The organism is Alkalispirillum mobile, from assembly GCF_003664325.1.
GTDB lineage: Bacteria > Pseudomonadota > Gammaproteobacteria > Nitrococcales > Halorhodospiraceae > Alkalilimnicola > Alkalilimnicola mobilis.
Window position 1 is genome coordinate 381346 of record NZ_RCDA01000001.1, and the last position, 26685, is coordinate 408030.

A 26685-nucleotide genomic window follows, 5' to 3' on the forward strand; every position below is an offset into this window, starting at 1 on the left:
CCGGTACCTGTTGCCCGGCACCCCCTTTGATCTCCGGGCCAGAGCAACCCCACCCTGCGTCCGAACCACCTCGGGAATATCCCGTCTCGCCTCTTGAACATTTTGAAGGCCCGAAGGCACCGCCCCCCGAACACCGCTGAGTGCTTGATCGGCGTTTGCTGTTCTTACTGCCGATCGCAATAGCCAGCCACCATGGCATCGAGGACCACCATTTGGCACCACTTGCTGAACCGGTTGGGGCCTCCCATAGTTACAAGCATGAGGGTTGATCCAGATTGACGCGCACCGGTGGCCGGGAGGTCTTCCATGACACTGCAGCATTTCAAGAGCGTGATTGTTCCCCTGGATGGGTCAGAGAATGCCCTGCGGGCCCTGGACTACGCTGCGGCCCTGGCCAAAGCGAACGGTATGGCGCTCCACCTGCTCCACGTAAGCCCACCCACCCCAACAGAGCTGATGAAGGCCATGGGGTATTCGCAGCGGCTCCGGCGTCTGGCCGATGCGTCGATGGGCGACTTCGTGGAATTACGTCAAGAGGCAGGCGAGCAAGTGCTCGCAGCAGCAAGAGAGCGGCTGCCTGCTGACATGGCACCGGTAGAGGCCATCCGCTCTGGCGACCCGGCGCACGCAATTCTCGAATACCTGGAAAGCCAGGACGATGCCGTGATTGTGATGGGGCGCCGTGGGCTCTCCCACTTCCGGGAGTTGCTGATGGGCAGTGTCAGTGAAAAGGTCCTGCACCTCGCCACCTGTCCGGTAACCATCCTGCGCTGAACCGGCCTGCGCGGCTTATTAAACGCCTGGCAATAGGCCTGCGCGTAGCCCCCGCCGTCCATCAGGCTGCGCGCGGTGGCCACGGTCAGAAGCGTCCCGCAGTCGCTCGTGATCAGGCCCGCCATGGCCCACCATTGCGGTTAGCGTGCCGGCGAAGGCGGACCGGAGATGGCGGCTGGGGGAGAGATCAAGCCGGTCGGTCCGGGCTGCATTGGTCAGCGGCCCCTGAGGTATAGCACGCGCGCGGCAAAAGCTATGAGCAGGATGATCCAGCCAATTGGATACGGGAGCACGCCCGCGAAATACGCGCTCACCGTTGCAAACAGCAGTGCCCCGAGAACAATCAGAGGGATATCCATAGGCTTATAGAGTTGCGATTCCGGCAGCGGTTCCGCGCGGGGTCCCCCGTGGATCTGCGCGCAGGCTGCAAGAAAAAAGCCGCCCCGGTTTCCCGTAGGCGGCTGTTTTTCTTTCGGTTTTATGGTGGGCGGTGCTGGGATTGAACCAGCGACCCCTGCCGTGTGAAGGCAGTGCTCTCCCGCTGAGCTAACCGCCCGAAAGCGTGCGCAAATGATAGGGAGGCGCCCTTCAGGTGTCAACCCCTGGGCCGCCTTCCAGTTCTCGCGCCAGGGCCTCGCCACAGCGGCGGCAGTGGTAGCGCATGCGCCCCTGACGGATCCGGTTGTGCCGGGTAGTGGTGATACGGTGGGTGCTGCACGCGCAGCGGTAGCGCCAGCGCCGCTGGGTGCCGGGAATACCGCTGACATCCAGCGAATGCGTCCGGGTGGCGGGCACGCCCAGTGCGGCCATGACCTGGCGCCAGCCGGCGCCATGCCCTCGATCGCGGTACACGGCCCAGGCGGCCAAATGGGCCACCTCATGCGCCACCGTCTCACGGGCCGCCTGCCAGCCATCCGCCCGGCGCAGCAAGGGCGCGTTCAGGCCAATCCGGTGTTCCCGAAGCCAGGCCCGGCCCAGTGCACTCCCGCGATGGTAAAGCCGGACCGCCGGAACGGCATCGCCTTCCAATGCCGGCCAGCGGCTACCCAGCACACGCCAGTCCTCGGCCGTCCAGACACGCAGCTGCTCAAGACACTCGGCATCACTGGCTGGCGGACAGCCATTGGTCGCGTGGCCGGGTTGCTGGCCACCCGCGTTCGGCGCCCTGTGCCGCCCGCAGCAGCTCACGGCGCCTCGCTCCAACGGTCCGTGACGGCCCCGCGCGCCGCCGACCCGACCACGCGGGCGTACTTGCCCAGGACGCCGCGGGTTTCCCGCGGTTGGCGTGGCTGCCAGTTGGCCCGGCGGTCGGCCAGCTCGGTTTCATCCACATCCAGCCGCAGCAGGTTGGCGTCCGCGTCCATGGTGATGGTATCGCCCTCCTCCACCAGCGCGATGGTCCCGCCTGCCGCTGCTTCGGGGGCCACATGGCCAACCACCAGCCCGCGTGTGCCGCCCGAAAACCGTCCGTCCGTGATCAACCCCACGCTCTCACCCAGCCCGGCCCCCATCAGGGCTGCGGTGGGTGAGAGCATTTCCCGCATTCCGGGACCACCCTTGGGCCCTTCATTCCGGATGACGACCACGTCACCGGCTTGGATGTGCCCGGCCAGGATAGCCTCCAGGCAGTCCTCCTCGGATTCGAAGACCCGGGCCGGCCCGACGATACGCCGCTGCTTCAGACCGGAGACCTTGGCCACCGCCCCCTCCTCCGCCAGGTTTCCGCGGAGGATCGCAAGATGCCCCACCGGATATAGCGGATCGTCCAGCGTGTGGATGATGGACTGATCGGCGGACGGACGCGCTGGCACGTCGGCCAGGGTTTCAGCCATCGTTCTGCCGGTGATGGTCAGGCAATCGCCGTGCAGCAGGCCGCCATCCAGCAGCAGTCGCAACACCTGGGGCGTACCGCCCACCTCGTGGAATTCGGTGGTCACATACTGCCCCGAAGGGCGCAGGTCACAGAGCACCGGCACCTTGTGCCGGATGCGTTCCACGTCGTCCAGGTCGAAGGGGACATCCGCCGCATCGGCGATGGCCAGCAGGTGCAGCACGGCGTTGGTAGAGCCCCCCACCGCCATCACCAGGGCAAAGGCGTTCTCGAAGGCCTCCCGGGTGAGGATGTCCCGGGGCTTGCGATCCGCCCGGACCGCCTCCATCAACACGCGGGCAGCGGCCGCGACGTCATCGCCCTTTTCGTCCGCCTCGGCGGCCAGCGTGGAGCTGGCGGGCAGGCTCATCCCCATGGCCTCGAAAGCGCTGGACATGGTATTGGCGGTGTACATGCCGCCACAGGAGCCGGCCCCCGGACAGGCGTTGCGCTCCACCCCCAGCAGATCCTCATCACTCATACGCCCGGCCGAGGCTTGCCCGACCGCCTCAAAGGCCGAGACGATATCCAGGCGCTCGCCCTTGTAGTAGCCGGGGCGAATGGTCCCGCCGTAGACGAACAATGCGGGGATGTTCATACGCGCGATGGCGATCATCGCGCCCGGCATGTTCTTGTCGCAGCCCCCGGTGGCCAGCACACCATCCAGGCTCTGGCCCTGGCAGACGGTCTCGATGGCGTCGGCGATCACTTCCCGTGACACCAGCGAATAGCGCATGCCCGGCGTACCCATGGCGATGCCGTCGGACACCGTAGGCACGCCGAACTCCGGCGCCATGGCCCCCGCCTCATGCAGCGCCTCCACGGCCCGCCGCGTCAACGCCGCGATGTGCATGTTGCAGGGGGTGATGGTGCTGTGGGCGTTGGCGACGCCGATGATGGGCTTTTCGAAGTCCTCATCGCGGAAGCCGGTAGCGCGGAGCATGGCCCGGTTGGGGGTGCGACGCAGGCCCGCGGTGACAACACGACTACGACGGTTATCGCTCATCAGATGCACTCCTGCCGAGTAGACCCTATGGATCGGGATAGGGCGGACCCCCGACCACACGCTTCGGCGGCCGGAGGTTCAAAGCTTAGCAGGAGGAACCGGCGCCCGGACAGGCACGACCGGCACGCCTCAGGTCTGGAAGGCGCGGACCGACTGGTCCAGGTGGCGGGCCCGCCGCTCGAGCTCCTCGCAGGCCTGGCTGGTGGCCTGGGCCCCGTCAGTGGCGTCGGCAGAGGCCTCCCGCACCGAGACCAAGCGCCGGTTGATCTCCTCGGCCGCCGCACTCTGCTGCTCAGAGGCGCTCGCGATCTGGTCATTCATATCGTTGATGCGTTGCACCGCATCGTCGATGTCGGAGAGCCGCTGACCGGCGGCGCGGGCCGCCTCGACCGCCTGCGCTGATGATTCATTGCCGGCGGTAACCACCTGGTAGACCCCGCCAGCCTCCTCCCGGAGCCGCCCGATCATGCCCGCGATCTCCTCGGTGGACTCGCGGGTACGCTGGGCCAGCAGCCGGACTTCGTCAGCCACCACGGAGAAGCCGCGTCCATGTTCACCGGCGCGGGCGGACTCGATAGCCGCGTTGAGCGCCAGAAGGTTGGTCTGCTCCGAGACATCGCGGATCACGTCCACCACGGTGCCGATCCGATCGCTCTCCTGGTTCAGACGCTCCACTACGCCCGCTGCCTGCTCCACGGCTTGCGCAAGCGTGGTGATTCGGTCCTGCGCGTCGCTCACCACACCGCGCCCCGCCTTCGTGGCCTGGCGGGCCTCGCTGGCGGATTCCGCCGCCGCGGCGGCATTCCGGGCGACCTCCTGGGTCGTGGCCGCCATCTGATTCATGGCACCGGCGATCTCGTCCGTGTCCTCCTGTTGCTGCCGCACCCGCTGCCCGGTGCCCTGCGCATCCGTACGGAGCTGCTCTACCGTGGCCATAACCGATTCTGCGGCGGTGCGGGCGCTCCTCACCCCGCCGTGCACCTTGTCCAGGAAGGTGTTCACACCCTGGGTGACCCGGCCGTGGGCCACCGGGTGGCGCCAGGTGAGGTCCACCTGCTCGCCCTCCACGGCAAGGCGCTCGCCCACTTCCCCAAGCTCTGCGGCCTGCTCGGCATCCCGGTGCAGGATGATGGCCATGTAAATAAGCAGCGAGGCCTGAAAGACGACATAACCGGCATGGAGGAACACCACCCCCCACCCGTGGTCGGCGTGCGAGAAGACATAGATCGGGAAGCCGCCGTGCTGCAGGACATGGCCGACCACATGGTGCAAAGCCGTCGCCACGGCCCCGGCCAGGATGACCAGCCAGTCCCGGTAATAAAGCAGCAGGGCCAGCAGCGCGAAGATGCCGAAGTGCATCTCGATCATGCCGTAAGCCAGGTGGATGGCGAGTGCCGAGTAGGCCATGAACGCAACGGCCACCATCACGCGGGTTACCCGCCTGCCCGGCAGGGCGAGGATCAAGCCACCGGACAGCAGCAGAATGGCAAGCCCGTAGCCTAGGGCCTGGCCCACCGACGTCCCCAACACCACCGCAATGCCCAAACAGTAAACCAGGTGAACCCCCAGCACGCCCGCCATGAGTCGATCGGCGTGCTGGTAATGCGCGATCAGGCCATTCTCATCGTGTTTCAATGCGTCCATCCGGGCCTCCGACGGCGTTGACGACACCTCTTTGCAGCTATCGGCAGAGGCCGCAAAGCCTTGAGCACCAGCGCCTCGCCATCACGCCGCCAGGTCACTCCCCGCGCGGTGTCCGTCCGGCGGCCAACAGCGTCTTGCGGCTCCAATCGGTGCGCTTGACGCGGTGGATGACCGCGGCACATTGCACCACGGGGCGGAGGTCACCGCCCAGGCGGCCCGCCATGATCAGCAGCCCCGCCAGTGCGACCAAGGCCACGCTAAGGGGTGAGAACAGCAGAAGCGGGGGGATCATCAGAGACCAGTAAAACAACAGCTTGCGACTCCCCCCGCGACTGAGCAGGAGCATCAATGCAATCAGAAAGCCGGAGAAGAGCAGCCCCGCACCCACCAGGGTCAGGCTGTCGGTCATGCGAAGACCGGAGAACACCAGTTCCCCGTGCCGGATCGCCATGTAGACCGACCAGGCAAACGCCGCCTGGGACAGTATGGAGAACAGCGGCATCAACCAGTCACGGAGCAATACCGCGATCGCCACCGCCGAGACCGCAAGCACGACCCCCGCCGCGGTCAGATTACCCAACGCCAGCACCCCGATAATCAAGCCCACGACAGCGGAATACCCCAGCAGACAGAGCAACATGGGGGCCAAGCCGCTGGCCAGCACCCGCCCCGTGTCCTTGTCGAGGGTGAGATCATTGTTCTGCGCTTCCATGAAATACTCCTGAAACCCGATGGTGTTGGTTATGTCCAGTCTATCCGAGACGCAGAGCCGTTGCGCAGCAACCCGCGATACCCCCGTCTTCGTGCCCGACCACCCCGGCCGGACTTCAAGTTTGAGATCGACAACAGCCCAGCGCTTTGCCGGCGTCGCCGGACAGGTTATGCTGCATCCAGACCGTAGCGCCGGGCAGCGGCGCTCAGGAATTTGACACATTTGATTCTGAAGTTGAAAGCAGGAGGAGACCCGATGGGTGTATTAGTTTTCTGGCTGGCGGGCATCTTTTTCACGATCGGCTTCGCGATCATGGGGGAAGGGGGCGATAACCCCAAGATGAAGCTCTTCGGCGGTGAGCGTTTCTTCATGTCGCTGTTCGCCTTCGTGATCTGGCCGCTGATGCTCGGGGTCCACGTGCGCGAGTTGCTCGAGAAGAAGGGCTGAACCCGCTCTCGGGCGCACTCGGTCCTCAACCGGTGCGCCCGCCCGCCACGAGCGGTTCGCCAATGATAAGCCCCCCTTATCCCCCGCTTTTACCCCATCAGAAAACACTCTGCTCCGCCCCCTACCCGTCTGCCATCCCATTGCCTTAGAATGCGCTTCGCAGTTCAGCGGAGGCGCCAAACAGGGCTCGGCCCGACCCGGCTACCCCCTCCCGGTAACCGCCTTTTTCTATTGGACCGGACGGTCCGGGCACCCACCCGGGCTTCCGGGACCTTTTGCTATACTCTGGACTTGTTGCGCTGCAACATCTCTCGGCGGACAGGTATTAAGACGTTTTGCGGGGTGCGGACATGAAGGACCACAACATGGACACCATGGGGCCCATGCGCGACACCCGGAGCGGTCGCGTAACCATCCCCTATCGCCTGCACGCCCGGGCCCGTTTTTGGGGAATGGTTCAGCGCACGTTCTGGCTAACGGCTCTGCTCGGCAGTCTCGCCGCCCTGATCTGGGCCGCCCGGCTGGAACTGAACAGCGAAACCACGGCCAGCACCCTGGGCCTGGCCGCCGTTATCGGGCTCGCCCTCTCCCTGTGGATGTTCGCCATGGCGGTGTTGCGACTGCCGCCGAGCGAGGGACGGATCACCCTGTCCGAGGACGACTGCCGCGGCATCACCTGGTGCCAGGACCGTCGGGGCGGCTGGACGATCAAGGCAGGGGGCGTCAGGTTGCGCGGCCTGGAGAACAACGACGCGTTTCGCACGGCCCGAGAGACCGCACACGCGCGCGCCGAGACGGTGCTGCAGCAGTTGCGTGGTGGTGACAGCGCGGACCAGCCAGCGGTGCACGGCCGCAAGGTCGCCTGACCCTTACACACCGCGGTCACCTCCCCAAAGCACAAAAAGGCCGGCGGGGTGCGCCATTCAGATCGCGCACCCCGCCGGCTTTTTTGATGGTCAGGACCCTGAAATTGTTAGGATCCCTGCCAGGTTTCTGACGCGCTCAGGTTTCGGACACGCTGATATTGGGGAAGGCGCTACCGGAGTGCTTCTGCTGCAGCGAGAGCTTGCCGGCCACCCGGCGCGCGATCTGCCGGTAGCTTTCCGCCACCTTCCCGTCCGGGTCAGACACCACGGAGGGGCGCCCTGAGTCTGCGTTTTCCCGAATGCTGATGTCCAGCGGCAGCGAGCCGAGCAGATCCACGCCGTACTGCTCCGCCATACTCTGACCACCGCCTTCCCCGAAGATATGCTCCGCGTGACCGCATTCGCTGCAGATGTGGATGGACATGTTCTCCACCACCCCAAGCACCGGCACATTGACCTTCTCGAACATCTTCAGGCCCTTGCGGGCGTCCAGCAGGGCGATGTCCTGCGGTGTGGTGATGATCACCGCACCGCTTACGGGCACCCGCTGCGCCAGCGTCAACTGCACATCCCCCGTCCCCGGGGGCATATCCACGATCAGGTAATCGAGTCCCTGCCAGTGGGTGTCGCGGATGAGTTGGTCCAGCGCCTGGGTAACCATCGGGCCACGCCAGACCATGGGAGTCTCCTCATCGATCAGGAAGCCGGAGGACATGGCCTGGATGCCGTAGTTGACCACCGGCTCCAGCTTCTTGCCGTCGCGGGATTCGGGCCGGGCCGAGACCCCCAGCATGCGTGGCTGGCTGGGGCCGTAGATGTCCGCATCCAGCATACCCACCTTGGCACCCTCGGCGGAGAGGGCCAGCGCCAGGTTGACCGCCGTGGTGGATTTGCCGACACCGCCCTTGCCGGAGGCCACGGCAATGATGTTCTTGACCTCGTCCAGCAGCTTCATCCCGGGCTGCACCGTATGCGGCTCGACTTTGCTGGTGACCGTGACGTCCGCTGTACCGATGCCTGGCACGGCCTCCGCGGCCTGCTTGAGTTGCCCCGCCAGCGCCTGGCGCACCGAGTCCGCCGGGTAGCCCAGCTGGACGTCAATCCGCACCCGATCACCCTCCACGGCGATCTCCTTGACGCATTCAGCGGCAACCAGATCCATTTCCAGATCCGGGGCGACCACCTCCTGCAGCGCCGCTTCCACCTGCGCACGCAGATCACTCATCACTCAACCTCCAGGCGTTGTCCAGGGTGCCGGCCCTCTGGCCAGCTTCAGCCTGACCATGATAACGCAGCCATACACTCAGGAGGGATCGGGCTGTGCTGCAGCGCAACGTATGATGTTGCGGGAGTAATCCTCGAGCCGACGGACCCGGCAGTCGTCGGTGACGCGGATATTCGGGTCGCGACCCCGGTTCTCCAGCCTCAACCGCTCCCAGTACTCATCGAAGTAGCGGTTGAACATCTCACCCCCGAGTGTGCCCACGGCATAAAGGGCGTCTTCCGACTCGTCATGCTCCAACAGCACCGCGGCCAGGGGCTGGTCCGCCGGTCCGGACAGCACATTGGCACCGGCGCAGGGGTCGTAGACGCTGTGCTCAGCGCAACAGGCAATTACCCCGGCCCCCGTGCCCATGTCGGTGACCTCGGGTCGGTAACTGATATAACTCACGCTTGGGGTGGGGTGGGCCATGCGGTGCGCGCAAATTGCCGAATAGGCCACTAGCGTGCGGTCCGGCCCGACACCGCCCTGCCAGAGGTACGGCCGACCGTCCTTATCCAGGAGTTGTTGCGGTTGCATCGGCCGATCCAGCCGAAGCAGGAAACAGGGCGTCGCAATATAGGGGTAATGGAAGACGTAGTTGGCCTTGGACGCCAGGTCCGCGGCGTGGAGTGGAAAACCTTCCTCGTCCAGAAGACGGGCGCGGTCGTAGTGCCTCAGGGTGACCGGTCCGCTGACACCGGCGACACCGCCCGCAGCCATACAGCCGGCACCGAGGGCACAAGCCTGCATGAAGGTTCGTCTGCGCATCGTATACCCTCCCGGTCCAAACAGTGGCGACCGTGACAGTATAGGCAGCGCAGACGCGGCCGCTGGACCGGTCGGCCCCCTTTCTGGAGGCCGGCCCGCCCGCGCTTACCGCCCTTCCAGCGGCACCCCGTCCTGGTACCGGGAACTACCGTCCTGATACACCTCATTCTTCCAGACCGGCGCCCGTTGCTTCAGGGTGTCGATGGCAAACCGCGCCGCATCAAAGGCGTCGCCCCGATGGGCCGAGCGCACCACCACCAGCACGCTGTCCTCACCCACCTCCAGCTCGCCGATGCGGTGAATAATCCGGCAGGACTGGATCGGAAAACGGGAGAGCGCCTCCCGCTCTATCTCCGCCAGCACCCGCTCGGCCAACGGCTTGTAGACGGTGTAGCTGATCGCTTTGACGTCGCGCCCTTCGTGGTGATTGCGCACGGTCCCCGAAAAGACCACCAATGCGCCGCTCTCCGGGTTCGCGGTCTCCTCCAACAGGGCATCCAGCGCCAGGGGTTTATCGCTTATTCTTTCCATGCCGGCCTCGTTGAAAAAAGGTCTGACCTGTCATTATGGCATAGCCCTACCGAGGCTGGCGCCCGGGCCGGTCGCTCCGGTCACGGGTTGGGCCCGTCACCCTGCCCGGCCAGCAGTGCGCTGAACGCCTCCAGTGGCATCGGCTTGCCGAAATAATAGCCTTGGGCGTAATCACACTGCTGCTGCGCAAGGTACTGCCGCTGACTCTCCTGCTCCACCCCTTCCGCCACCACGTTCAGCCCCAACGAGTGCGCCATGCGGATAGTCGCCGTGACAATCGCGGCATCATCTTCATCGCGCGTCACCTGGCGCATGAAGGACTGATCCACCTTCAGGGTATCGATGGGGAAACGCTTCAGGTGGGCGAGGCTCGAGTACCCGGTACCAAAGTCATCCAGCGCCAGGCGCACGCCCATGGCCTTCAGCTCCCGCAGTATCTGCACGGCCACCTCCGGGTTGTGCGCCATGAGACTCTCGGTGAGTTCCAGCTCCAGCAAGCCGGGCAGGATCCCGTGCTCCTCCAGCATGCTGCGCACGTCCTCCACCAGTTCCTGGTGCAGAAACTGGCGTGCGGAGATGTTCACCGCGACCGGCACCACGGGTAGCCCCTGCTGCTGCCAGTGCGCCAACTGCCTGGCGACGGTCTGAAGCACCCACCGCCCCATCGGAATGATCAGGCCCACTTCCTCGGCCAGGGGGATGAAGTGCATGGGCGAGACCAGCCCCCGGGTGGGGTGCTCCCAGCGCAGCAGGGCCTCGGCACCGGTCAGGCGACCGGTATCCACGTCCACCTGGGGCTGCAGGAACAGACGCAGTTCCTCCCGCTCAAGCGCATGCTGCAGGTCGGACTCCAGCGTCAGCCGGTCCAGGTGCCGGGGTTCGGAGCGCTCCGAGTAACGCTTGATCATGCCGCCGCCGGCGCGCTTGGCCTCGTGCATGGCCAGACCGGCACGGCGGACCAGGTCCTCCGACACATCACCGTCGTCGGGAAACACCGAGTACCCGATGGACACGGAGAGAAAGACATCCTGGCCGGTCACGGAGAAGGAGGGCGTCAGCGCGTCCTGAAGCTCCGCGGTCAGAAGTTCCGCATCCCGCGTGTTTCGAAGCTCGGTGAGCACTACGTTGAATTCATCACCGCTCATCCGGGCCACGGTATCGAACCCGCGAAGGGCGCTGGTGAGCCGGTCCGCCACAGAGCGCAGCAACTGGTCACCGGCCGCGTGGCCCAGGCTTTCGTTGATAATCTGGAAGCGATCCACGTCCACGTTCAGCAGCGCCACGAAGCGCCCCGACCGGCGGGCATAGAGCAGCGCCTGGCGCAGGCGGTCCGCCAGCAGGTTGCGGTTGGGCAGCCCGGTCAGGGCATCGTAGTGCGTCCGTTGCTCCAGCTCGGCCTGGTACCGCTTCCGTTCCGTCACGTCATTGATGACACTGACCATGTAGTGAACCGAGCCGTCGTCCTCCAGCACGGGCGCAACGAACAGTTCGTTCCAGAACAGCGTGCCATCCTTGCGGTAATTGCGGATAACCGCGTGTGCTTCCCGCCGGGCGCGGAGCGCCTTGCGGATCTCCTCCAGCCCGGGCTGGTCCTTGTCATCCCGGACCAGGAAGCGCCCGTTCCGCCCGACCACCTCGTCCCTGCTGTAGCCCGTAATCCGTTCGAATGCGGGATTGACGTAAATGATCGGGTTATCCCGCAACCGCAGGTCCGAGATGAGAATGCCGTTGGCAGTGGACTCCAGCGCCCGCTCCCGCAGCCGGATGGCGGATTCGGCACGCTTGCTCTCGGTAATGTCCTCACGCACGGCGACAAAATGGCTAATGCGGCCGTCATTGCCCTTCAACGGGGAGATGATCTGGCGTTCCCAGATCAACTGCCCGTCTTTCCGCCGATTCTGCACCGTACCCTGCCACGTCCGGCCGGCCCGCAGGGTCGTCCACAGCTCCCGGAAGACCTCCTGTGGGGTGTGGCCAGAGCTCAGAACCCGGGGGTTTTGCCCGACCACCTCTTCGGGCGCGTAGCCGGTCAACCGCGTAAAGGACGGATTGACGTACTCGATGCGGGCGTCCGAGTCGGTGATCAGGATTGAGACCGGACTGTTCTCCGTGGCCTGCGCATGCTTGCGCAGTTCCGCCTTCATCCGCCGCTGACGCTCGCGCATGCGCAGGGCCCAGACACCGTGGGAAAGGTTCGCGGCCAGGTCCTCGAGCAGCCGGACCGAATCCTGGCAGAGTAAGCCGGCGTCCCGGGCGTGCAGGACCAACGTGCCGAATACGGCCCCGTCCCGACCCCGTCCTTCGCGCAGCGGCAAGGCCAGAATTGACTGGAACCCCCGACGGACGGCCTCCACCCGCCACGGTCGGGGCGACTGCCGGGCGGCCAGGTTGTGCAACACCGTCGGCTGGCCGCTGCGCAGCGTGGCGCCGGCAGGCCCGTGGCTACGGACACTGACGCCCCCACCCCGCATGAGCTGCTCAAGGTAGCCCTCGTCGTGTCCCGAGCTGGCGAGGCATTCCAACGGTCCGCCCCAATGCAACGGGCCAAGCACGCAGACCAGGTCGTAGCCGGCATCTTCCGCCAGCAGGCGGGTGGCCTCGCCCAGCAGTTCATGCTCGGCGCGAGCCCGGATGACGGCCTGGTTACTCCTGGCCAGCACCCGCAGCAAGGTGTTCTCCCGGAACAAGGCGGACGCCCGCGCTGCAGAGGCCGACGGGTTCGCACCGGTGACCGACGGGTCCCTTTCTTTATGAGTAATGCCTGGTCCTGAGGAATTGGGCATGTCCTCCCCCGGGTGCCCCCTTGATGTTTTCTAGTTTTCGGCCGGGAGTCTACCGTAATCATTCACCGGTCGTCCTGAGTCTAGGCAATTTCCCCAGGATTTGACTATGATTCAGCATCACCCGGTTTCCCGGCAGGCATTTCGCTCATCGATGCAAAGCTTTGAACACAAACTTCAGCAGTTTGACCCGGGCATCATCTGGCTGGACACCACCAACCAGGTCACGGCGATGAACGCGGTGGCCATCCGCATTCTGGGCGTAAGGCCCGGTGACGTGCTCGGACAGGAAGTCCTGCAACTCCATCCAGAGAAGAGCCGGGGCAAAATCGCCTGGCTGCTGGAGTCCACCCATGAGGCGGACGGCTGCCCGGTGAAATCGCCGCCCCCCATGACGATGATGATCAACATCCCCGACCGGGTGCTGCTGATTAAACTCTCCCGCATGTATGGGCAGGACGGCGGCCCCACGGGTGCCTGCCTGGTCTTCTACGACCTCACCGAGGTGACCTCGACCGAGGTCGTCGAGGAGACCGCCCCGGCCCGCCCCAGGCAGCTGCTGAAACTGCCCGTATACAAGAATCAGCGCGTCATGCTGCTCAACCTGAAAGAGGTCGTCCGGCTGCGCGCCGAAGGCCATTACACCGAGGTCTACAAAAACGGCGCCCCCTACCTCTGCAACCTGTCACTGGCGGACCTTGAAGGCCGACTGGACCCGGAGCGCTTCATGCGGGTCCACCGCTCCCACATGGTCAATCTCGACTTCGCCGCTGCGCTGGAACGGGACGGCGATCAATACCAGTTGGTGCTGCAGGACGACCACGAGACCCGGGTACCGGTCAGCCGCGGCAATGCCCCCCGGGTCCGCGCCCTTTTCGGGCTGGGCTGAATCCCCCCGGCGTCATTCCCGCAGCATATCCGCCGTTCAGGCGCCCATCCCGCCAGTGATGAAGTGGCACTTGCCCTCCCCGCCGCCCTGCCCTCTACTGAATCGCAAGTGAGGCGGTTTGCCGCACCGTCGGCCTGACCTCACCAGCCAGGAGGAGAGCAGCTCTGGTTTCCAGGCTGCACAAAACAACACCTGCAGAGGTGCCACAAATGATTCCGGGTAACTTCGAATATCACGCCGCCCGCGGCGTGGATGAGGCCTTGCAATTACTCGCCCGGTTCGGTGACGAGGGCAAGCTGCTGGCCGGCGGTCACAGCCTGCTGCCCATGATGAAACTGCGCTTTGCCGAACCGGCCCACCTGATCGACCTCAACCCGATAGAAGAGCTGCGCGGCGTACGCGAAGACGGCAACGATCTGCTCATCGGCACGATGACCACCGAGACCGCGCTGCAGCAATCGGACCTGGTCCAACGGCACTGTCCCGTGCTGCAGGAGGTGGTGGCGCTTATCGCCGACCCCCAGGTCCGCAACCGCGGGACCATCGGCGGGGACGCCCTGCACGGGGACCCCGGCAATGATCACCCGGCGGTACTGATGGCCCTGGACGCGCGTTTCGTGATCCGTGGGCCCAACGGCGAGCGCGAGTCCCCGGCCAACGGCTTCTACCTCGGCCCCTACCTGACCCAACTTGGTGACAACGAGCTGGCCACGGCCATCCGCATTCCCAAGTGCCCGCCCGGCCAGGGCTACGCCTACTGCAAGATGAAGCGCAAGACCGGTGACTACGCTACCGCGGCCGCCTGCGTCCTGCTGACCCTGGCGGACGGCAAAGTGCAGTCCGCGCGCATCACGCTCACCAACGTTGGCCCCACGGCACTGCGCGCCGAGGACGCGGAGGAGCTGCTCGTCGGCCAGGCGCTGGACGACGGCCTGATCGAGCAGGCGGCCCAGGCGGCCATGAGCGTTTGCGAGCCTGCCGAGGACTTGCGCGGCAGCCCTGATTACAAGACCCATATCGCCGGCGAGATGACCCGCCGGGCCATCCGCCTCGCGTTGCAGCGCGCCCGCGGCTAAAGGGAGTCTCCACCATGGCAAAACATGCGATCACCCTGCACATCAACGGGCAGGCCCACGACGTGGCTGTTGATTCCCGTGAGTTGCTGATCCACACCCTGCGGGAAAAGCTGCGCCTCACGGGGGCCCATATTGGCTGCGAGACCTCCCACTGCGGTGCCTGCACGGTCGACATCGACGGCGTCTCTGTGAAGTCCTGCACCATCCTCGCCGTGCAATGCGATGGCGCCGAGGTTCAGACGGTGGAGGGCCTGGCCACCCCCGAGGGCCTGCACGCGGTGCAGGAGGGATTCATGCAGGAGCACGGTCTGCAGTGCGGGTTCTGCACCCCCGGGATGCTGATGCGCGCCTACCGCTTTTTGCAGGAGAACCCGAACCCGACGGAGGAGGAGATCCGCTACGGCATGGCGGGCAATCTCTGCCGATGCACCGGCTACAACAACATCGTCAAGGCCGTTCAGTACGCAGCGCGCAAGCTGCAGGATCAGGCCAAGGGCGGCCAGCCGGCCTGAGATCGGCGGCGCATAACCAAAACAGAGCGGCAACGCCGCACCGAGGATCAGGAGCTGAGACATGGCAACCCCCGCAGAAGAGCTGGAACGCAGTGAAAAGCTGGGCGGCATCGGCTGCTCCCGGAAACGCAAGGAGGACCCGCGCTTCATCCAGGGCAAGGGCCACTACGTGGACGACATCCAGCTGCCCGGCATGCTGGTCGGCGACTTCGTCCGCAGCCCCCATGCCCACGCCCGCATCAAGGCGATCCACAAGGATAAGGCGCTGGCCCACCCCGGCGTGCACGCCGTGCTCACCGCCGAGGACCTGGCGCCGCTGAACCTGCACTGGATGCCCACCCTGGCCGGTGACAAGCAGATGGTGCTGGCCGACGGCAAGGTCTGCTTCCAGAACCAGGAAGTGGCCATGGTCATCGCCGATGACCGCTACATCGCCGCCGACGCCACTGAACTGGTGGAGGTGGAATACGAACCCCTGGAGGTGCTGGTCGACCCCCACCAGGCGATGGACGACGACGCCCCTGTTATCCGTGACGACCTGGAGGGCCAGACCGAGGGCTTCCACAGCAAGCGCGTACACCATAACCACATCTTTACCTGGGATGTGGGCGACAAGGACGCCACCGACAAGGTCTTTGATGAGGCCGAGGTCACTGTCACCGAGAAGATGCTCTACCAGCGGGTCCACCCTTGCCCGCTGGAGACCTGCGGCTGTGTCGCCGACTTTGACAAGGTGAAGGGCGAGCTCACCGTCCACATCACCTCCCAGGCCCCCCACGTGGTGCGGACGGTCTTCTCCCAGCTCTCCGGTATCGCCGAGAGCAAGGTGCATATCAACGCCCCGGACATCGGCGGCGGTTTCGGCAACAAGGTGGGAATCTACCCGGGCTACGTGGTGGCCACGGTGGCCTCCATCGTGCTCGGCCGCCCGGTCAAGTGGGTGGAGGACCGGATCGAGAACCTCTCCACCACCGCCTTTGCCCGCGACTACCACATGACCGGCGAGCTGGCCGCCACCAGCGATGGCAAGATCCTCGGCCTGCGCACCCACGTGCTGGCGGATCACGGCGCCTTCGACGCCTGTGCCGACCCGGCGAAATGGCCCGCCGGCTTCTTCAACATCTGCACCGGCAGCTACGACATCAAGACCGCCTACGCGCGGGTGGACGGTGTCTACACCAACAAGTGCCCTGGTGGCGTCGCCTACCGTTGCTCGTTCCGGGTCACCGAGGCGTGCTACCTGATCGAGCGGATGATCGACGTGCTGGCCCAGAAGCTGGGCATGGACAAGGCGGAGATCCGCTTCAAGAACTTCATCCGCCCCGAACAGTTCCCCTACCACTCCGCCCTGGGCTGGGAGTATGACAGCGGCGAGTACGCCCGCGCCCTCCAGAAGGTGCTGGACGCCTGCGATTACGAGGGCCTGCGGCGCGAGCAGAAGGAAAAACGGGAACGCGGGGAGATCATGGGCATCGGCCTGTGCACCTTCACCGAAATCGTTGGCGCCGGGCCCAGTCGCAAGTGCGACATTCTCGGCGTCGGCATGTTCGACAGCGCCGAGATCCGGGTCCACCCCACGGGCAGTGTCATCGCCCGCATGGGCACCAAGACCCAGGGCCAGGCCCACGAGACCACCTACGCCCAGATCATCGCCACCGAGCTCGGCCTGAACTCCGACGACATCCAGATCGAAGAGGGCAACACCGACACCGCGCCCTACGGGCTCGGCACCTACGGCTCCCGCAGCACGCCGGTGGGCGGTGCCGCCACTGCCCGCGCCGCCCGCAAGATCCGGGACAAGGCGCGCAAGATCGCCGCCCACCTGATGGAGGTGAGCGAGGAGGACCTGGACTGGACCGGCGAGGGCTTCCAGGTCAAGGGCGTGCCCGATCAGAGCACCAGCATGCAGCAGATCGCCTGGGCGGCCTACAACAACACTCCGGAGGGCATGGAGCCGGGCCTGGAGGCGGTGGAGTACTACGACCCGCCGAACATGACCTACCCCTTCGGCGCCTACCTGTGCGTGGTGGACATCGACCGCTACACCGGCGAGACCCGCGTGCGCCGCTTTTACGCGCTGGACGACTGCGGCACCCGCATCAACCCCATGGTCATCGAGGGGCAGGTCCACGGCGGGCTCACCGAGGCCTTTGCAGTGGCCATGGGCCAGGAGCTGCCCTACGACGGTGCCGGCAACATCCAGGGCGCCTCGCTGATGGACTACTTCCTGCCCACCATGGTGGAGAGCCCGCACTGGGAGACGGACCACACGGTCACGCCCTCGCCCCACCACCCCATCGGGGCCAAAGGGGTCGGCGAGTCCTCCCACGTGGGCGGCATCCCCTGCTTCTCCAACGCCATCAACGACGCCCTGGCGCAGTTTGGCACCACCCACGTGGACATGCCGCACAACGCCTACCGCGTCTGGCAGACCCTGCACGAACTGAAGCTCGACCGCCACCCCGAGGCGGACAAGGTGACGCCCTTCAAGCCCCGGCCCCGCAAAGAGAAGCCCAAGCCCGCCGCGGAGCGACCGGCGCCGGCCGCGGGCGAGAAGAAGGCGGCCGCCAAGGGCATGGAGGTCCGGCTGGAACGGGATTACGGTCTGGACGTGCCCGCCGATGCCGCCTGGACGCTCATGCAGGATATCCGCGAGGTAGCGGCCTGCATGCCGGGGGCCTCGATCGTGGAACAGACCGGCGAGACCACCTACGTCGGCGAGATGCGCCTCAAGGTGGGCCCGGTCAGCTCCGCCTTCAAGGGCGACATCGAAGTGCTCGGGTTGGATGCCGAACGCCAGGAGTTGCGCATGCGCGGCGAGGGGGGGGACACCAAGGGCAGCTCCAGCGCCAGCATGACCCTGCAGGCCCGCATCGTCGACGAGGGCGCCGAGCGCTGCCGCCTGGAGGGGGTCTGCACCATCGAGCTCAAGGGCAAGATGGCCAGCTTTGGCGGCCGGATGCTGGAGAACATCTCCGATCGCCTGCTCTCCCAGTTCGTCGCCAACTTCGAGAACCGGGTGGCGGCCCAGGGTGAGGGGGCCCAGGCGGAGGCCGCACGCCGCAAGCTGGAGGAAGGGCCGAAGGAGCTGAATGGCCTGGCTCTACTCTGGCAGATGATCAAGAGCTGGTTCGGGGGCCGGCGCTGATCATGATGAGTGCGGAGGCCTACCGCGAGGCCCTGGCCGGGGTGGGCTACGTCGCCGACCCCGGCCTCGCGGCCACGCTCAGCCTGGCCGATCGACTGGGCCGCCCCCTGCTCCTCGAGGGGGAGGCCGGGGTCGGTAAGACGGAAGTCGCCAAGGCCCTTTCCCTGGTCCACTGCTGCCGCCTGATCCGGCTGCAGTGCTACGAGGGGCTCGATGCCCAATCCGCCGTCTACGAGTGGGACTATCAGCGCCAGCTGCTGGCCATCCGGTTGCTGGAGGCGGAGGGCCGCGCCGGCGAGGACGCCGAGCAGGCCATCTTCTCCGAACGCTACCTGCTCCGTCGCCCTCTGCTGGAGGCCATCAGCCAACCGGAACCCCCGGTACTGCTGGTGGACGAGATCGACCGGGCCGACGAGGAGTTCGAGGCCTACCTGCTGGAGGTTCTGGCCGAGTTCCAGGTGACCGTCCCGGAACTGGGCACCCTGCAGGCCAGCAGCCGGCCACGGGTCATCCTGACCTCCAACGCGACACGGGAATTGTCGGACGCCCTCCGCCGGCGCTGCCTCTACCACTACCTGGATTTCCCCGGCCCGGCGCGGGAGATCGCGATCATCCGGGCCCGGCTGCCCGACCTGCCTGAGGCCCTGGCCCGCCAGGCGGTGGACTTCGTCCATCGGTTGCGGCGCGAGGGGTTGCGCAAGGTGCCCGGGGTGGCAGAAACGCTGGACTGGGCGGCGGCCCTCGCAGGCCTCGGCGTGGAGCGGCTGGACCAAGACCCCGAGGTGCTCCTGGAGACACTGGCCTGCCTGATCAAGACCCGCCAGGACCGGGACAGCCTCACCCGGGAACGGCTGGAGGCACTGGCCGCCGGAGGTGCGGGATGAGCCTGCCCGCGGCGGAACAGCTGCTGGCCTTCACCCGCGGCCTCCGCGCTCGCGGGTGGCCCGTCGGCCTGCGCGAGCAACAGGACATCCTCCAGGTTGCCGAAGAGGCCGGGCTGGAGGACCCCCGTCGATTGGCGGCTGCCCTGCGTCCGATCTGCTGCGGCACCCGGACCCAGTGGGAGCACTTCGACGACCTCTTCGAGCGCTGGTGGCGACCGCGGCGCGGCGTCCGCAGTCGCGCCACCGGGCCGGGCGGTGGCCTGCACCCCACCCCCGGACAGGCCGGCGATGAGGGTGAGCCCCAGCAACCCGACCGCGCCGGGGAGGGCAGCGCGGCGGATGCCGACCCCTTTGGCGCCCGCGCCGGTGCCAGTGCCCGGGAAAGCCTGGCACGGACGGACTTCCGCCACCTGCAGCATCCGGAGGAGTCCCGCGCGCTGGATGCCCTGATGGACCGGATGGCCCGTCGCTGGCAACGCCGCTTCCGCCGCCGCTGGCGCGCCATGAGCAAGGGCCGACGGCTCGCCCCGCGGGCCACACTTCGCCGCAGCCTCAGCCGCGGCGGCATCCCGATGGACCCGGTGTGGCTCCAGCCGAGACGGGTGCCGCCCCGGCTGATCCTGCTGGTGGATGCCAGCCGCTCCATGGAGCTCTACAGCTACCGCTTCCTGCGCTTTGCGGGTAGCGCCCTGTCGGTCTTCCCCCGCAGCGAGGCCTTCATTTTTCACACCCAGTTGGTCCGCATTACCGATGCGCTGACCGCCGAGAGCCCGGAGCGTCTGCGCGAGAAACTGGCCCTGCTCTCTACCGGTTGGTCCGGCGGGACCCGCATCGGCGCCTGCCTGACCGACTTCAACCGCCAGTATGGCGAGGCGGTGCGGCGCCGCAGTGTCGTGCTGCTGTTCAGCGACGGCCTGGATACCGGTGACCCGGAGGCACTCACGGACGCACTGGGCGAGCTGCGGGCCCGGGCCGGGCGTCTGGTCTGGCTGAACCCCCTGATGGGGCGTAGCGGCTACGCCCCCGATGCGCGGGGCATGCGCAGCGCCCTGCCCTATCTGGACCGGCTGGCACCGGCCCACACGCTGGACAGCCTGCTGGCCCTGGAACACGAATTGATTCGCCTCTAAGGCGTCGGAGCATCTCCCCATGGAACATGACAATGCCGTACTGGAAAAGCTGATGCAGTTAACCGGCACCGGCACCCCCTGCGCGCTGGTCACCGTGGTCCGCGCTGTCTCCCCCACCTCCGCCAAGCCCGGCGAGAAGGCAGTGGTGACCGCTGATGGCCGGATACACGGCTGGATCGGCGGCGGCTGCGCCCAGCCCGCGGTGCTGCGCACGGTGCGGGAAGCGGTGGAGGACGGCGTCTCGCGACTGATCCGGGTCACGCCGCGCAAGAACGCCGAGCCCGAAGTCGAGGGCATCACTGACTTCAACATGGCCTGCCACAGCGGCGGCACGCTCGATATCTTCGTCGATCCCATGCTGCCCAGCCCGGTGGTGAATGTTTACGGGGCATCGCCGGTTGCCCGCCACCTGGTGGCCCTGGCCGCCCGGATGGACTTCCGCGTGCAGGTGCTGGCACCGGACACCGAGGCCGGTGACTTCCCCGAGGCCGCGCGCCACCACGACGCCTTCAGCACCCCGGAGGACTGGCCGGCCCCGCGGTGGGCCGTGGTGGCCACCCAGGGGCGCGGTGACCGCCCCGCACTGGAGGCGGCCCTGGCCACCCAAGCCAATCCCGTGGCCTTCGTGGCCAGCGAGCGCAAGTGCGGGAAGCTCGCCGACGAATTACGCGGTCGTGGCCTGTGTGACGGCCACCTGTCGCGGATCCGCGCGCCGGCCGGTATCGAGATCAGCGCCCGAACCCCGGCAGAGATCGCCCTCTCGGTCACCGCGCAGCTGGTGCAGTGGCGGCGCAGCGCCGACGGGTCATCGGCACTTGCCCCGGCCACGCCGGCGCTGGATAACGCGGAGCGGCCGAAAGAACCTGAAACCCACAGTTGCTGCGGAGGTAACGCATGAGCGGAGGCATGGCAGCGGTTTTGCTGGCGGCCGGGGAGTCCCGACGCATGGGCGCCACCAATAAACTGGCCCTTGAGGTGGCAGGCGAGCCCCTGGTCTGCCGGACCGCCCGGGTGTTGCTCGAGGGCGGCGTGGACGACCTGCTGGTGGTGCTCGGGCACGAGGCCCAGGTCATCCTGCCCTTGCTGCACCACCTCCCGGTACGCACCACCATCAACCTGCGCTACACCGAGGGCCAGATGAGTTCGGTGCACTGTGGGCTGCAGGCGCTGGGGGGCCACCCCGAGGGCATCCTTATCGCCCTGGCCGACCAGCCCACGCTGCAGCCCCACGACGTGGCACGCCTGATCCGCTGCTACCGGGAGCGAGGCCACTACGGCATCGTCGTACCCACCCACCAGGGGCAACGGGGCAACCCCATCGCCCTCGATCCGCTGCAGCGGGACGAGATCCTCGGCAGTGGCAGCAACATCGGCTGCCGACGGCTGATCCAGCGCAATCCGGAGCGGGTGAAGGCGGTGGAGATGGCCAGCCCCAACTTCGTGATCGATATGGACACTCCGGAAGACCGGGCGCTGCTGCTGGAGGCCGCCTCATGAGCGAACGGGATGTACTCGACGTCCTGGTGGAATTGCGGGATCGGGGCGCACCCCACGCCCTGGCCACCGTGATCGAGGTCGAGGGCTCGGTATCGGCGCAGACTGGCTCAAAGGCGGTGTTCGACGGCGAGGGGCGGCTGCTGGCCGGCTGGGTCGGCGGCGGCTGCGCCGATGCCACCACCGCCCAGGCCGCCCGCCAGAGTCTGGAGACCGGCGAGGGGCAGGTCATCCTCGTTGACATGGACGATGAGATCCTGGGCACCGGGGTGCCCTGCGGCGGCCGGATGCGCCTCTGGGTGGAGCCGGCCCTGCCCCGACCGACCCTCTGGCTGCTGGGTGCCGGGCGGCTCAGCGAGACCCTGTGCCGAATTGCCACGGCCACCGGCTTCCAGGTGGTGGTCAATGACCCGCGGGCCACCCGGGAACGCTTCCCGGACGCGCGCACCATCCAGACCGATGACATGGACTACCGGGGCCTGCGCCTGCGCCCGGGCGACTTCGTCGTGGTAGCCACCCAGCACAAGGGCGATCACCACGCGATTGCCAGCGCCCTGGCCGGCGGTGCGGAGTACATCGCCTTGGTGGCGAGCCGCAAGCGCGCCGCGCTGGTGCTGGAGGGCCTGCGTGAGGACGGCCACGACGAGGCACGGCTGGCGGCCGTGGTGGCGCCGGCCGGCCTGGACCTGGGTGGACGTGAGCCGGAGGAGATCGCCCTGGCCATCCTGGCGGAGATCGTCACCTTGCGCCGCGGCGGCAGCGGACGCCGGCTGCGCGACGTCAAGCCCTTGCCGACGCCCGGCGCCCGGAACTGAAAAGAGGGTCACGCTCGTGGAGCAGATCTACCGGAACATCATCCTGGACCATTACCGTCACCCCCGCCACTTCGGCCGGGTCACGGGCTATCCGCTGCAGGGGCAAGCCCATAACCGGCTTTGCGGCGACGAGTTGCTCCTGGGTATCAGCATTGAAGATGGCCGCGTCGCGACGATGGGCTTTCACGGACGCGGTTGCGCGGTCTGTATGGCGGCCGCTTCGCTCGCATGCGACCACCTGCCCGGCACCCCCAGCGAAGGGCTCACGCAGTGGGTGCGCCAACTTGCGGCGGCGTTAGCCGCCGCCGACCAACCGTTGCCCTGGCCGCTCGACCCGCTGACGCCCCTTCGCGACTACCCGAGCCGGCACCGGTGCATACTGCTGGTGGCGGAGGCACTGGAGGACGCCCTCACGCACGGCCCCCTGCGGCAGGGCCAGGGGGCGGCACTGGAAGCCCCCTGATCAGCGGGGACAGCCCCGGGGGCTAGTCCCCAGGGTCCAGCGCCTTCATCACGTCGCCCAGGTCCTCCAGCCGGACGCGGAAGGCCTCTTCGAGGGTGGTTGCTCCATTTCGCGCCAGGTGGAGGGCGTGCCGGGTCAGGCTGCGCATACCGCCTTCCGAGGCCAGCTCCCGCAACTCTTCCGTGGTAACCCCCTGGGTGATGCGGGTCGCCATGGTGCGGTCCACCACCAGCAGTTCGTACGCCATGGCGCGGCCGTGAAAGCCGGTGTTATCACACCGGTCACACCCGGCCCCGGTCCAGAACAGCTCATCCTCTCCCACGCCCATCACTTCGCGGGTCATCGCATCCGGCGAATGCTCGACACAGCAGTGCGGGCAGATCACCCGCACTAGGCGTTGCGCCAGCACCCCCATCACCGTGGAACTGACCAGGTAGGGCTCCACCCCCATGTCCACCAGGCGCGTCACGGCACTGGGGGCGTCGTTGGTGTGCAGGGTGGAGAGCACCAGGTGGCCGGTCAGGGCGGCCTTGGTGGCGATCTCCGCCGTCTCCAGATCGCGGATCTCCCCCACCATGATCACGTCCGGATCGTGGCGCAGGATATTGCGCAGGGCGCGGGCAAAGGTGTAGCCGATACCGGCATTCACCTGGATCTGTTCCACCCCCTCCATGTCGTACTCCACCGGCTCTTCCACCGTCAGGATGTGCGGCTCCGCGCGCCGCACCTCCTGGAGCACGGAATACAGCGTGGTGGATTTGCCCGACCCGGTAGGACCGGTAACCAACAGCATGCCTTGCGGGCGCCGGATCATGGTGCGCAGGATGCGATCGTCCCGCTCCGAAAAGCCGATCTCATCCAGGCGCTTGAGCCCCTGCGCCTTGTTGAGGATACGAACGACGACGCTTTCGCCCGTATAGGTGGGCATGACCGAAATGCGGAGGTCCACCGGTTTACCGCCCACCCGCACCCGGGCGTGGCCATCCTGCGGCAGGCGCTTCTCGGCGATGTTCATCCGGCCGAGGATCTTGATGCGCGCCACCACGGCAGCGAGTTGCGCCTTGTCGATCAAGCGGACACGCTGGATGGCACCGTCGATGCGGAACATGACCGCCAGGTCATTCTCGCGGGGCATGAAGTGGATGTCGGACGCGGCCCGACTGATGGCCTGCAGGATGATGGTATTGACCAGGCGGACGACGGGCCGGCTGCTCGCCAGGCTTTCAATCTCCTGGTCCTGCCGCTTCTCCTGGTCCTCGTCGGTGGTGAGCATGGTATCCATGCTGTCGTTGCCACCGACGGCCAATGACTTGTAGGAGCGGTTGATGGCGCTGCTGATCTGGTGCGACGGGGAGAGGACCGGTTCCACGTTGAGCCCGGTGTGAAACCGCAGGGTGGAGACCAAATCTTCATCGGTGGGCCGGGCCGTGGCCACCAGCAACGTGGATCGGTGGCGCGACAACGGCAATACGTTCAGCCGAAGGCACATCTCGTACGGGATCAGGCCGGCCACCTCCGGCTTGGACACGAACCCGGCAAGGTCGACCCGGGGGATGCCCAACTGCTCGCAGAGCGCATCCTCCAGCTGTTCTTCGGTGATGATGCGGTGGGCCACCAACCAACGCCCTAACTGCTGGTGGCCCTTGCCCCGCTCATCGCACAGCGCCTGTTCCAGCGTCTCCGGGTCTATCAGGCCCCGCTCTATGAGGATCCCCCCGAGCCGGCGCACCTGGGTGCCCCGCGCCTTTACCAACGCCTGTTCCAGATCGTTCTCGTCAGCGACCTTCACTGCCACCCTCTGTATCATTGCCCCTGGTATCATTGCCAGTGTGATCCGACGGGGCATCATCCGCCTCAAGCGCGATCGACTCCGCCCGCTTCCTGGCCCGCCCCAGCAGGGCCGTCAGCAACTCCCCCTCCCGGGGGTAGACGGCCGTACCCACCCGGGCCCGGCTGGGTGCTCCGGCCTCTGCAGTGGCCGTCTGCGCCAGGCTTTCCTTGACCCGCCGGTGCATCCGGGCCGCTACCGCCGGGGCCTCGCCCCGCACCAGGTCCGGGATCAGCATGACGAACTCGCCGGAGCGTGTACAGGCCAGGGTCTGGGAGGGCCGTAGCAGCGCCTCGAGCCGTTTGATGATCAGGCTGTGGCGCGCCGCGACCGCAGCGGCCTCAACCCGGCTCACCGGCGCAGCGCCCTGTTCCACCTCAACCAGGATCAGGACCACGCTCAGGTCCTTCACGCTGGCGCGGGTCTGGGCCCGCTCGAAGTGCACGCCCAGCACTCGTTCATCGGGCAGACCGGCCACCGGTTCGGCCCCGGCCAGCTGGGTCAACCGGCCCTGCACCTGCTTCTGCTCGGTGACATCACGCACCGCCCCGCGGTAACCGGTCAGCGCGCCGCTGGCATTGAACAGCGGCATGCCACTCACCCGCCACCAGCGCAGTTCACCGTTGCGCAGTACCCGGTGCTCGATTTCGGAGAAGCCGCGCCCGCTCTTGAGCAGGGCATTAAACCAGTTCCACACCCGACTGCGCTCTTCGGGGGGCATCAGGTCGAAGGGGCTGAGGGTCTCAAGGATCACCGGCGGGACACCGGCGATCGCCTCGGCCTGGGAGGAAACCCACATGTAGCGCCCGTGATCATCCACCTCCCAGTAGAACTCCATCGGCAGACTGACCACGGGGCCGGTGGCGCGTTGCTCGCTCTCCACCAGCGCGCTCATCAAAGCCCGCTGCTCGGTGATGTCACGGGAAGTGCACTGGAGTGCGATCAGCCCGCCATCCCCGTCCAGGTAGCCGGTGGCACGACTCTCCAGCCAGGCGTAGCTGCCATCGCGCCGCCGGATCCGGTACTGCACGTCGCGCGCGCTCTCTCCTTTGTCCGCGAGCTTGCGGAACATGTCCCGCATCCGGTCCACGTCGCCGGGATGCACATAGTCGAACGGGCTGGCCCCCGTGAGTTGGTCGGGGGAGTGGCCGAGGACGTGCCGCACGGACTGGGAGACGTACATGAACTCCCCGTCCGGCGCGTGCAGTGTGACCAGGTCGCGGGTGCTCTCCGCCAGAAAGCGGAACTTCTCCTGGGCGCGCAACAGCGCCTGCTCCAGGTAGTAGCGCTCCGAGACGTCCAACACACAGCCCACCCATTCCACGCTGCCATCATCCAGCAGCAGGGGCCGGGCGGAGAGTTCCAGGTGAACGCGGGCGCGGTGGCCCGGCTTCACCACGTATTCGCACCGCCACGGGGTCAGGTGCTTGGCAGAATGGTACAGGCCGTCCTGCAGCCGCCTGCGGTCCGCCTCCGGGACAAAGCGAAACAGCTGGGACTCCGTCCAGGGCCCTTCGCCGTCACCCACCTGGTGGAGGCGGGCTAAATCGCCGCCGCGCGCCTGAAAGGTCAACCGCCCTTCCAGGTCCAGGCGGCAAAAGAGCACCTCCCCGGGCAGGCTGTCGGCAAGCCGATCGAACATGGACTGCTGCATGGACTGGAACAGGTCTGAACCCTTATCGGGGTTGCTCGTCATGGAGAATAAAATTTCCCGCGTTTGCAAAGGGCCATATCATCCAGAGTAGAACACCTCGGGGCAACTGTTGCGAAAACGAAGCACCCGG

23 protein-coding genes and 1 tRNA gene are annotated in these 26685 nt (G+C 66.7%); 13 read left to right on the forward strand and 11 right to left on the reverse strand.

Annotated elements, in window-relative coordinates:
- The first annotated feature begins 306 nt into the window (after positions 1 to 306).
- Positions 307 to 774, forward strand: a complete 468-nt coding sequence (locus DFR31_RS01885) for a universal stress protein (protein ID WP_121440968.1) — start codon at positions 307 to 309, stop codon at positions 772 to 774.
- Between the two features lie 481 nt (positions 775 to 1255).
- Here the strand turns inward: DFR31_RS01885 and DFR31_RS01890 are convergent.
- From DFR31_RS01890 to DFR31_RS01910, 5 genes are all read right to left on the reverse strand, one after another.
- Positions 1256 to 1330, reverse strand: a tRNA-Val gene (locus DFR31_RS01890).
- A 32-nt stretch (positions 1331 to 1362) separates the two neighbouring features.
- Positions 1363 to 1962: a SprT family zinc-dependent metalloprotease gene (locus DFR31_RS01895; RefSeq protein WP_170153565.1), complete on the reverse strand. Its 600-nt coding sequence runs from the start codon at positions 1960 to 1962 to the stop codon at positions 1363 to 1365.
- Positions 1959 to 3653, reverse strand: a complete 1695-nt coding sequence (ilvD, locus tag DFR31_RS01900; protein WP_121442128.1) for a dihydroxy-acid dehydratase — start codon at positions 3651 to 3653, stop codon at positions 1959 to 1961. The genes DFR31_RS01895 and ilvD overlap by 4 nt, the downstream gene beginning before the upstream one ends.
- A gap of 126 nt (positions 3654 to 3779) precedes the next feature.
- Positions 3780 to 5294 (reverse strand): methyl-accepting chemotaxis protein, encoded by a 1515-nt coding sequence (locus tag DFR31_RS13835; protein ID WP_121440970.1) that lies wholly within the window; start codon positions 5292 to 5294, stop codon positions 3780 to 3782.
- A 94-nt stretch (positions 5295 to 5388) separates the two neighbouring features.
- Positions 5389 to 6006, reverse strand: a complete 618-nt coding sequence (locus tag DFR31_RS01910; RefSeq protein ID WP_121440971.1) for a hypothetical protein — start codon at positions 6004 to 6006, stop codon at positions 5389 to 5391.
- Positions 6007 to 6261: 255 nt separating this feature from the next.
- Between DFR31_RS01910 and DFR31_RS01915 the strand changes: the two genes are divergently transcribed.
- The gene (locus tag DFR31_RS01915) at positions 6262 to 6453 is read left to right on the forward strand and encodes a hypothetical protein (RefSeq protein WP_121440972.1); all 192 of its coding nucleotides are present in this window, start codon (positions 6262 to 6264) and stop codon (positions 6451 to 6453) included.
- A gap of 350 nt (positions 6454 to 6803) precedes the next feature.
- On the forward strand, positions 6804 to 7319 hold the full coding sequence (locus DFR31_RS01920; RefSeq protein ID WP_121440973.1) for a hypothetical protein: 516 nt from the start codon (positions 6804 to 6806) through the stop codon (positions 7317 to 7319).
- A gap of 136 nt (positions 7320 to 7455) precedes the next feature.
- Here DFR31_RS01920 and apbC read toward each other — a convergent pair whose 3' ends face one another.
- From apbC to DFR31_RS01940, 4 genes are all read right to left on the reverse strand, one after another.
- Complete coding sequence (gene apbC, locus DFR31_RS01925) at positions 7456 to 8544, reverse strand: iron-sulfur cluster carrier protein ApbC (protein WP_121440974.1); 1089 nt, start codon at positions 8542 to 8544, stop codon at positions 7456 to 7458.
- A 78-nt stretch (positions 8545 to 8622) separates the two neighbouring features.
- A complete protein-coding gene (locus tag DFR31_RS01930; RefSeq protein ID WP_121440975.1) occupies positions 8623 to 9351 on the reverse strand; it encodes a twin-arginine translocation signal domain-containing protein in 729 nt (242 codons plus the stop codon).
- A gap of 105 nt (positions 9352 to 9456) precedes the next feature.
- Positions 9457 to 9882: a molybdenum cofactor biosynthesis protein MoaE gene (locus DFR31_RS01935; RefSeq protein ID WP_121440976.1), complete on the reverse strand. Its 426-nt coding sequence runs from the start codon at positions 9880 to 9882 to the stop codon at positions 9457 to 9459.
- A gap of 80 nt (positions 9883 to 9962) precedes the next feature.
- Complete coding sequence (locus tag DFR31_RS01940; RefSeq protein ID WP_245971116.1) at positions 9963 to 12542, reverse strand: bifunctional diguanylate cyclase/phosphodiesterase; 2580 nt, start codon at positions 12540 to 12542, stop codon at positions 9963 to 9965.
- Between the two features lie 274 nt (positions 12543 to 12816).
- Between DFR31_RS01940 and DFR31_RS01945 the strand changes: the two genes are divergently transcribed.
- The 10 genes from DFR31_RS01945 to DFR31_RS01990 all read left to right on the forward strand — a co-directional run bounded on the left by DFR31_RS01945 (position 12817) and on the right by DFR31_RS01990 (position 23073).
- Entirely contained in the window at positions 12817 to 13551 is a 735-nt protein-coding gene (locus DFR31_RS01945) for a LytTR family DNA-binding domain-containing protein (RefSeq protein WP_121442129.1), read from the forward strand.
- A 209-nt stretch (positions 13552 to 13760) separates the two neighbouring features.
- Complete coding sequence (locus DFR31_RS01950) at positions 13761 to 14627, forward strand: FAD binding domain-containing protein (protein ID WP_121440978.1); 867 nt, start codon at positions 13761 to 13763, stop codon at positions 14625 to 14627.
- Between the two features lie 14 nt (positions 14628 to 14641).
- Positions 14642 to 15139: a (2Fe-2S)-binding protein gene (locus DFR31_RS01955; protein ID WP_121440979.1), complete on the forward strand. Its 498-nt coding sequence runs from the start codon at positions 14642 to 14644 to the stop codon at positions 15137 to 15139.
- A gap of 61 nt (positions 15140 to 15200) precedes the next feature.
- On the forward strand, positions 15201 to 18287 hold the full coding sequence (locus tag DFR31_RS01960) for an aerobic carbon-monoxide dehydrogenase large subunit (protein WP_121440980.1): 3087 nt from the start codon (positions 15201 to 15203) through the stop codon (positions 18285 to 18287).
- Positions 18288 to 18289: 2 nt separating this feature from the next.
- Positions 18290 to 19171, forward strand: a complete 882-nt coding sequence (locus DFR31_RS01965; protein ID WP_121440981.1) for an AAA family ATPase — start codon at positions 18290 to 18292, stop codon at positions 19169 to 19171.
- Complete coding sequence (locus DFR31_RS01970; protein WP_121440982.1) at positions 19168 to 20301, forward strand: vWA domain-containing protein; 1134 nt, start codon at positions 19168 to 19170, stop codon at positions 20299 to 20301. The genes DFR31_RS01965 and DFR31_RS01970 overlap by 4 nt, the downstream gene beginning before the upstream one ends.
- A gap of 19 nt (positions 20302 to 20320) precedes the next feature.
- Positions 20321 to 21199 carry an XdhC family protein gene (locus DFR31_RS01975; protein WP_121440983.1) on the forward strand — a complete coding sequence of 293 codons (879 nt, stop codon included), beginning with the start codon at positions 20321 to 20323 and terminating at the stop codon, positions 21197 to 21199.
- Positions 21200 to 21207: 8 nt separating this feature from the next.
- Positions 21208 to 21798 carry a nucleotidyltransferase family protein gene (locus tag DFR31_RS01980; RefSeq protein ID WP_170153568.1) on the forward strand — a complete coding sequence of 197 codons (591 nt, stop codon included), beginning with the start codon at positions 21208 to 21210 and terminating at the stop codon, positions 21796 to 21798.
- Positions 21795 to 22610 carry an XdhC family protein gene (locus DFR31_RS01985; protein ID WP_121440985.1) on the forward strand — a complete coding sequence of 272 codons (816 nt, stop codon included), beginning with the start codon at positions 21795 to 21797 and terminating at the stop codon, positions 22608 to 22610. The genes DFR31_RS01980 and DFR31_RS01985 overlap by 4 nt, the downstream gene beginning before the upstream one ends.
- Positions 22611 to 22626: 16 nt before the next feature.
- A complete protein-coding gene (locus DFR31_RS01990; protein WP_170153569.1) occupies positions 22627 to 23073 on the forward strand; it encodes an iron-sulfur cluster assembly scaffold protein in 447 nt (148 codons plus the stop codon).
- A gap of 22 nt (positions 23074 to 23095) precedes the next feature.
- Here the strand turns inward: DFR31_RS01990 and DFR31_RS01995 are convergent, their stop codons facing one another.
- A complete protein-coding gene (locus DFR31_RS01995) occupies positions 23096 to 24868 on the reverse strand; it encodes a GspE/PulE family protein (protein WP_170153570.1) in 1773 nt (590 codons plus the stop codon).
- Complete coding sequence (locus DFR31_RS02000) at positions 24849 to 26597, reverse strand: PAS domain S-box protein (protein ID WP_121440988.1); 1749 nt, start codon at positions 26595 to 26597, stop codon at positions 24849 to 24851. The genes DFR31_RS01995 and DFR31_RS02000 overlap by 20 nt, the downstream gene beginning before the upstream one ends.
- Positions 26598 to 26685 lie beyond the last annotated feature (88 nt).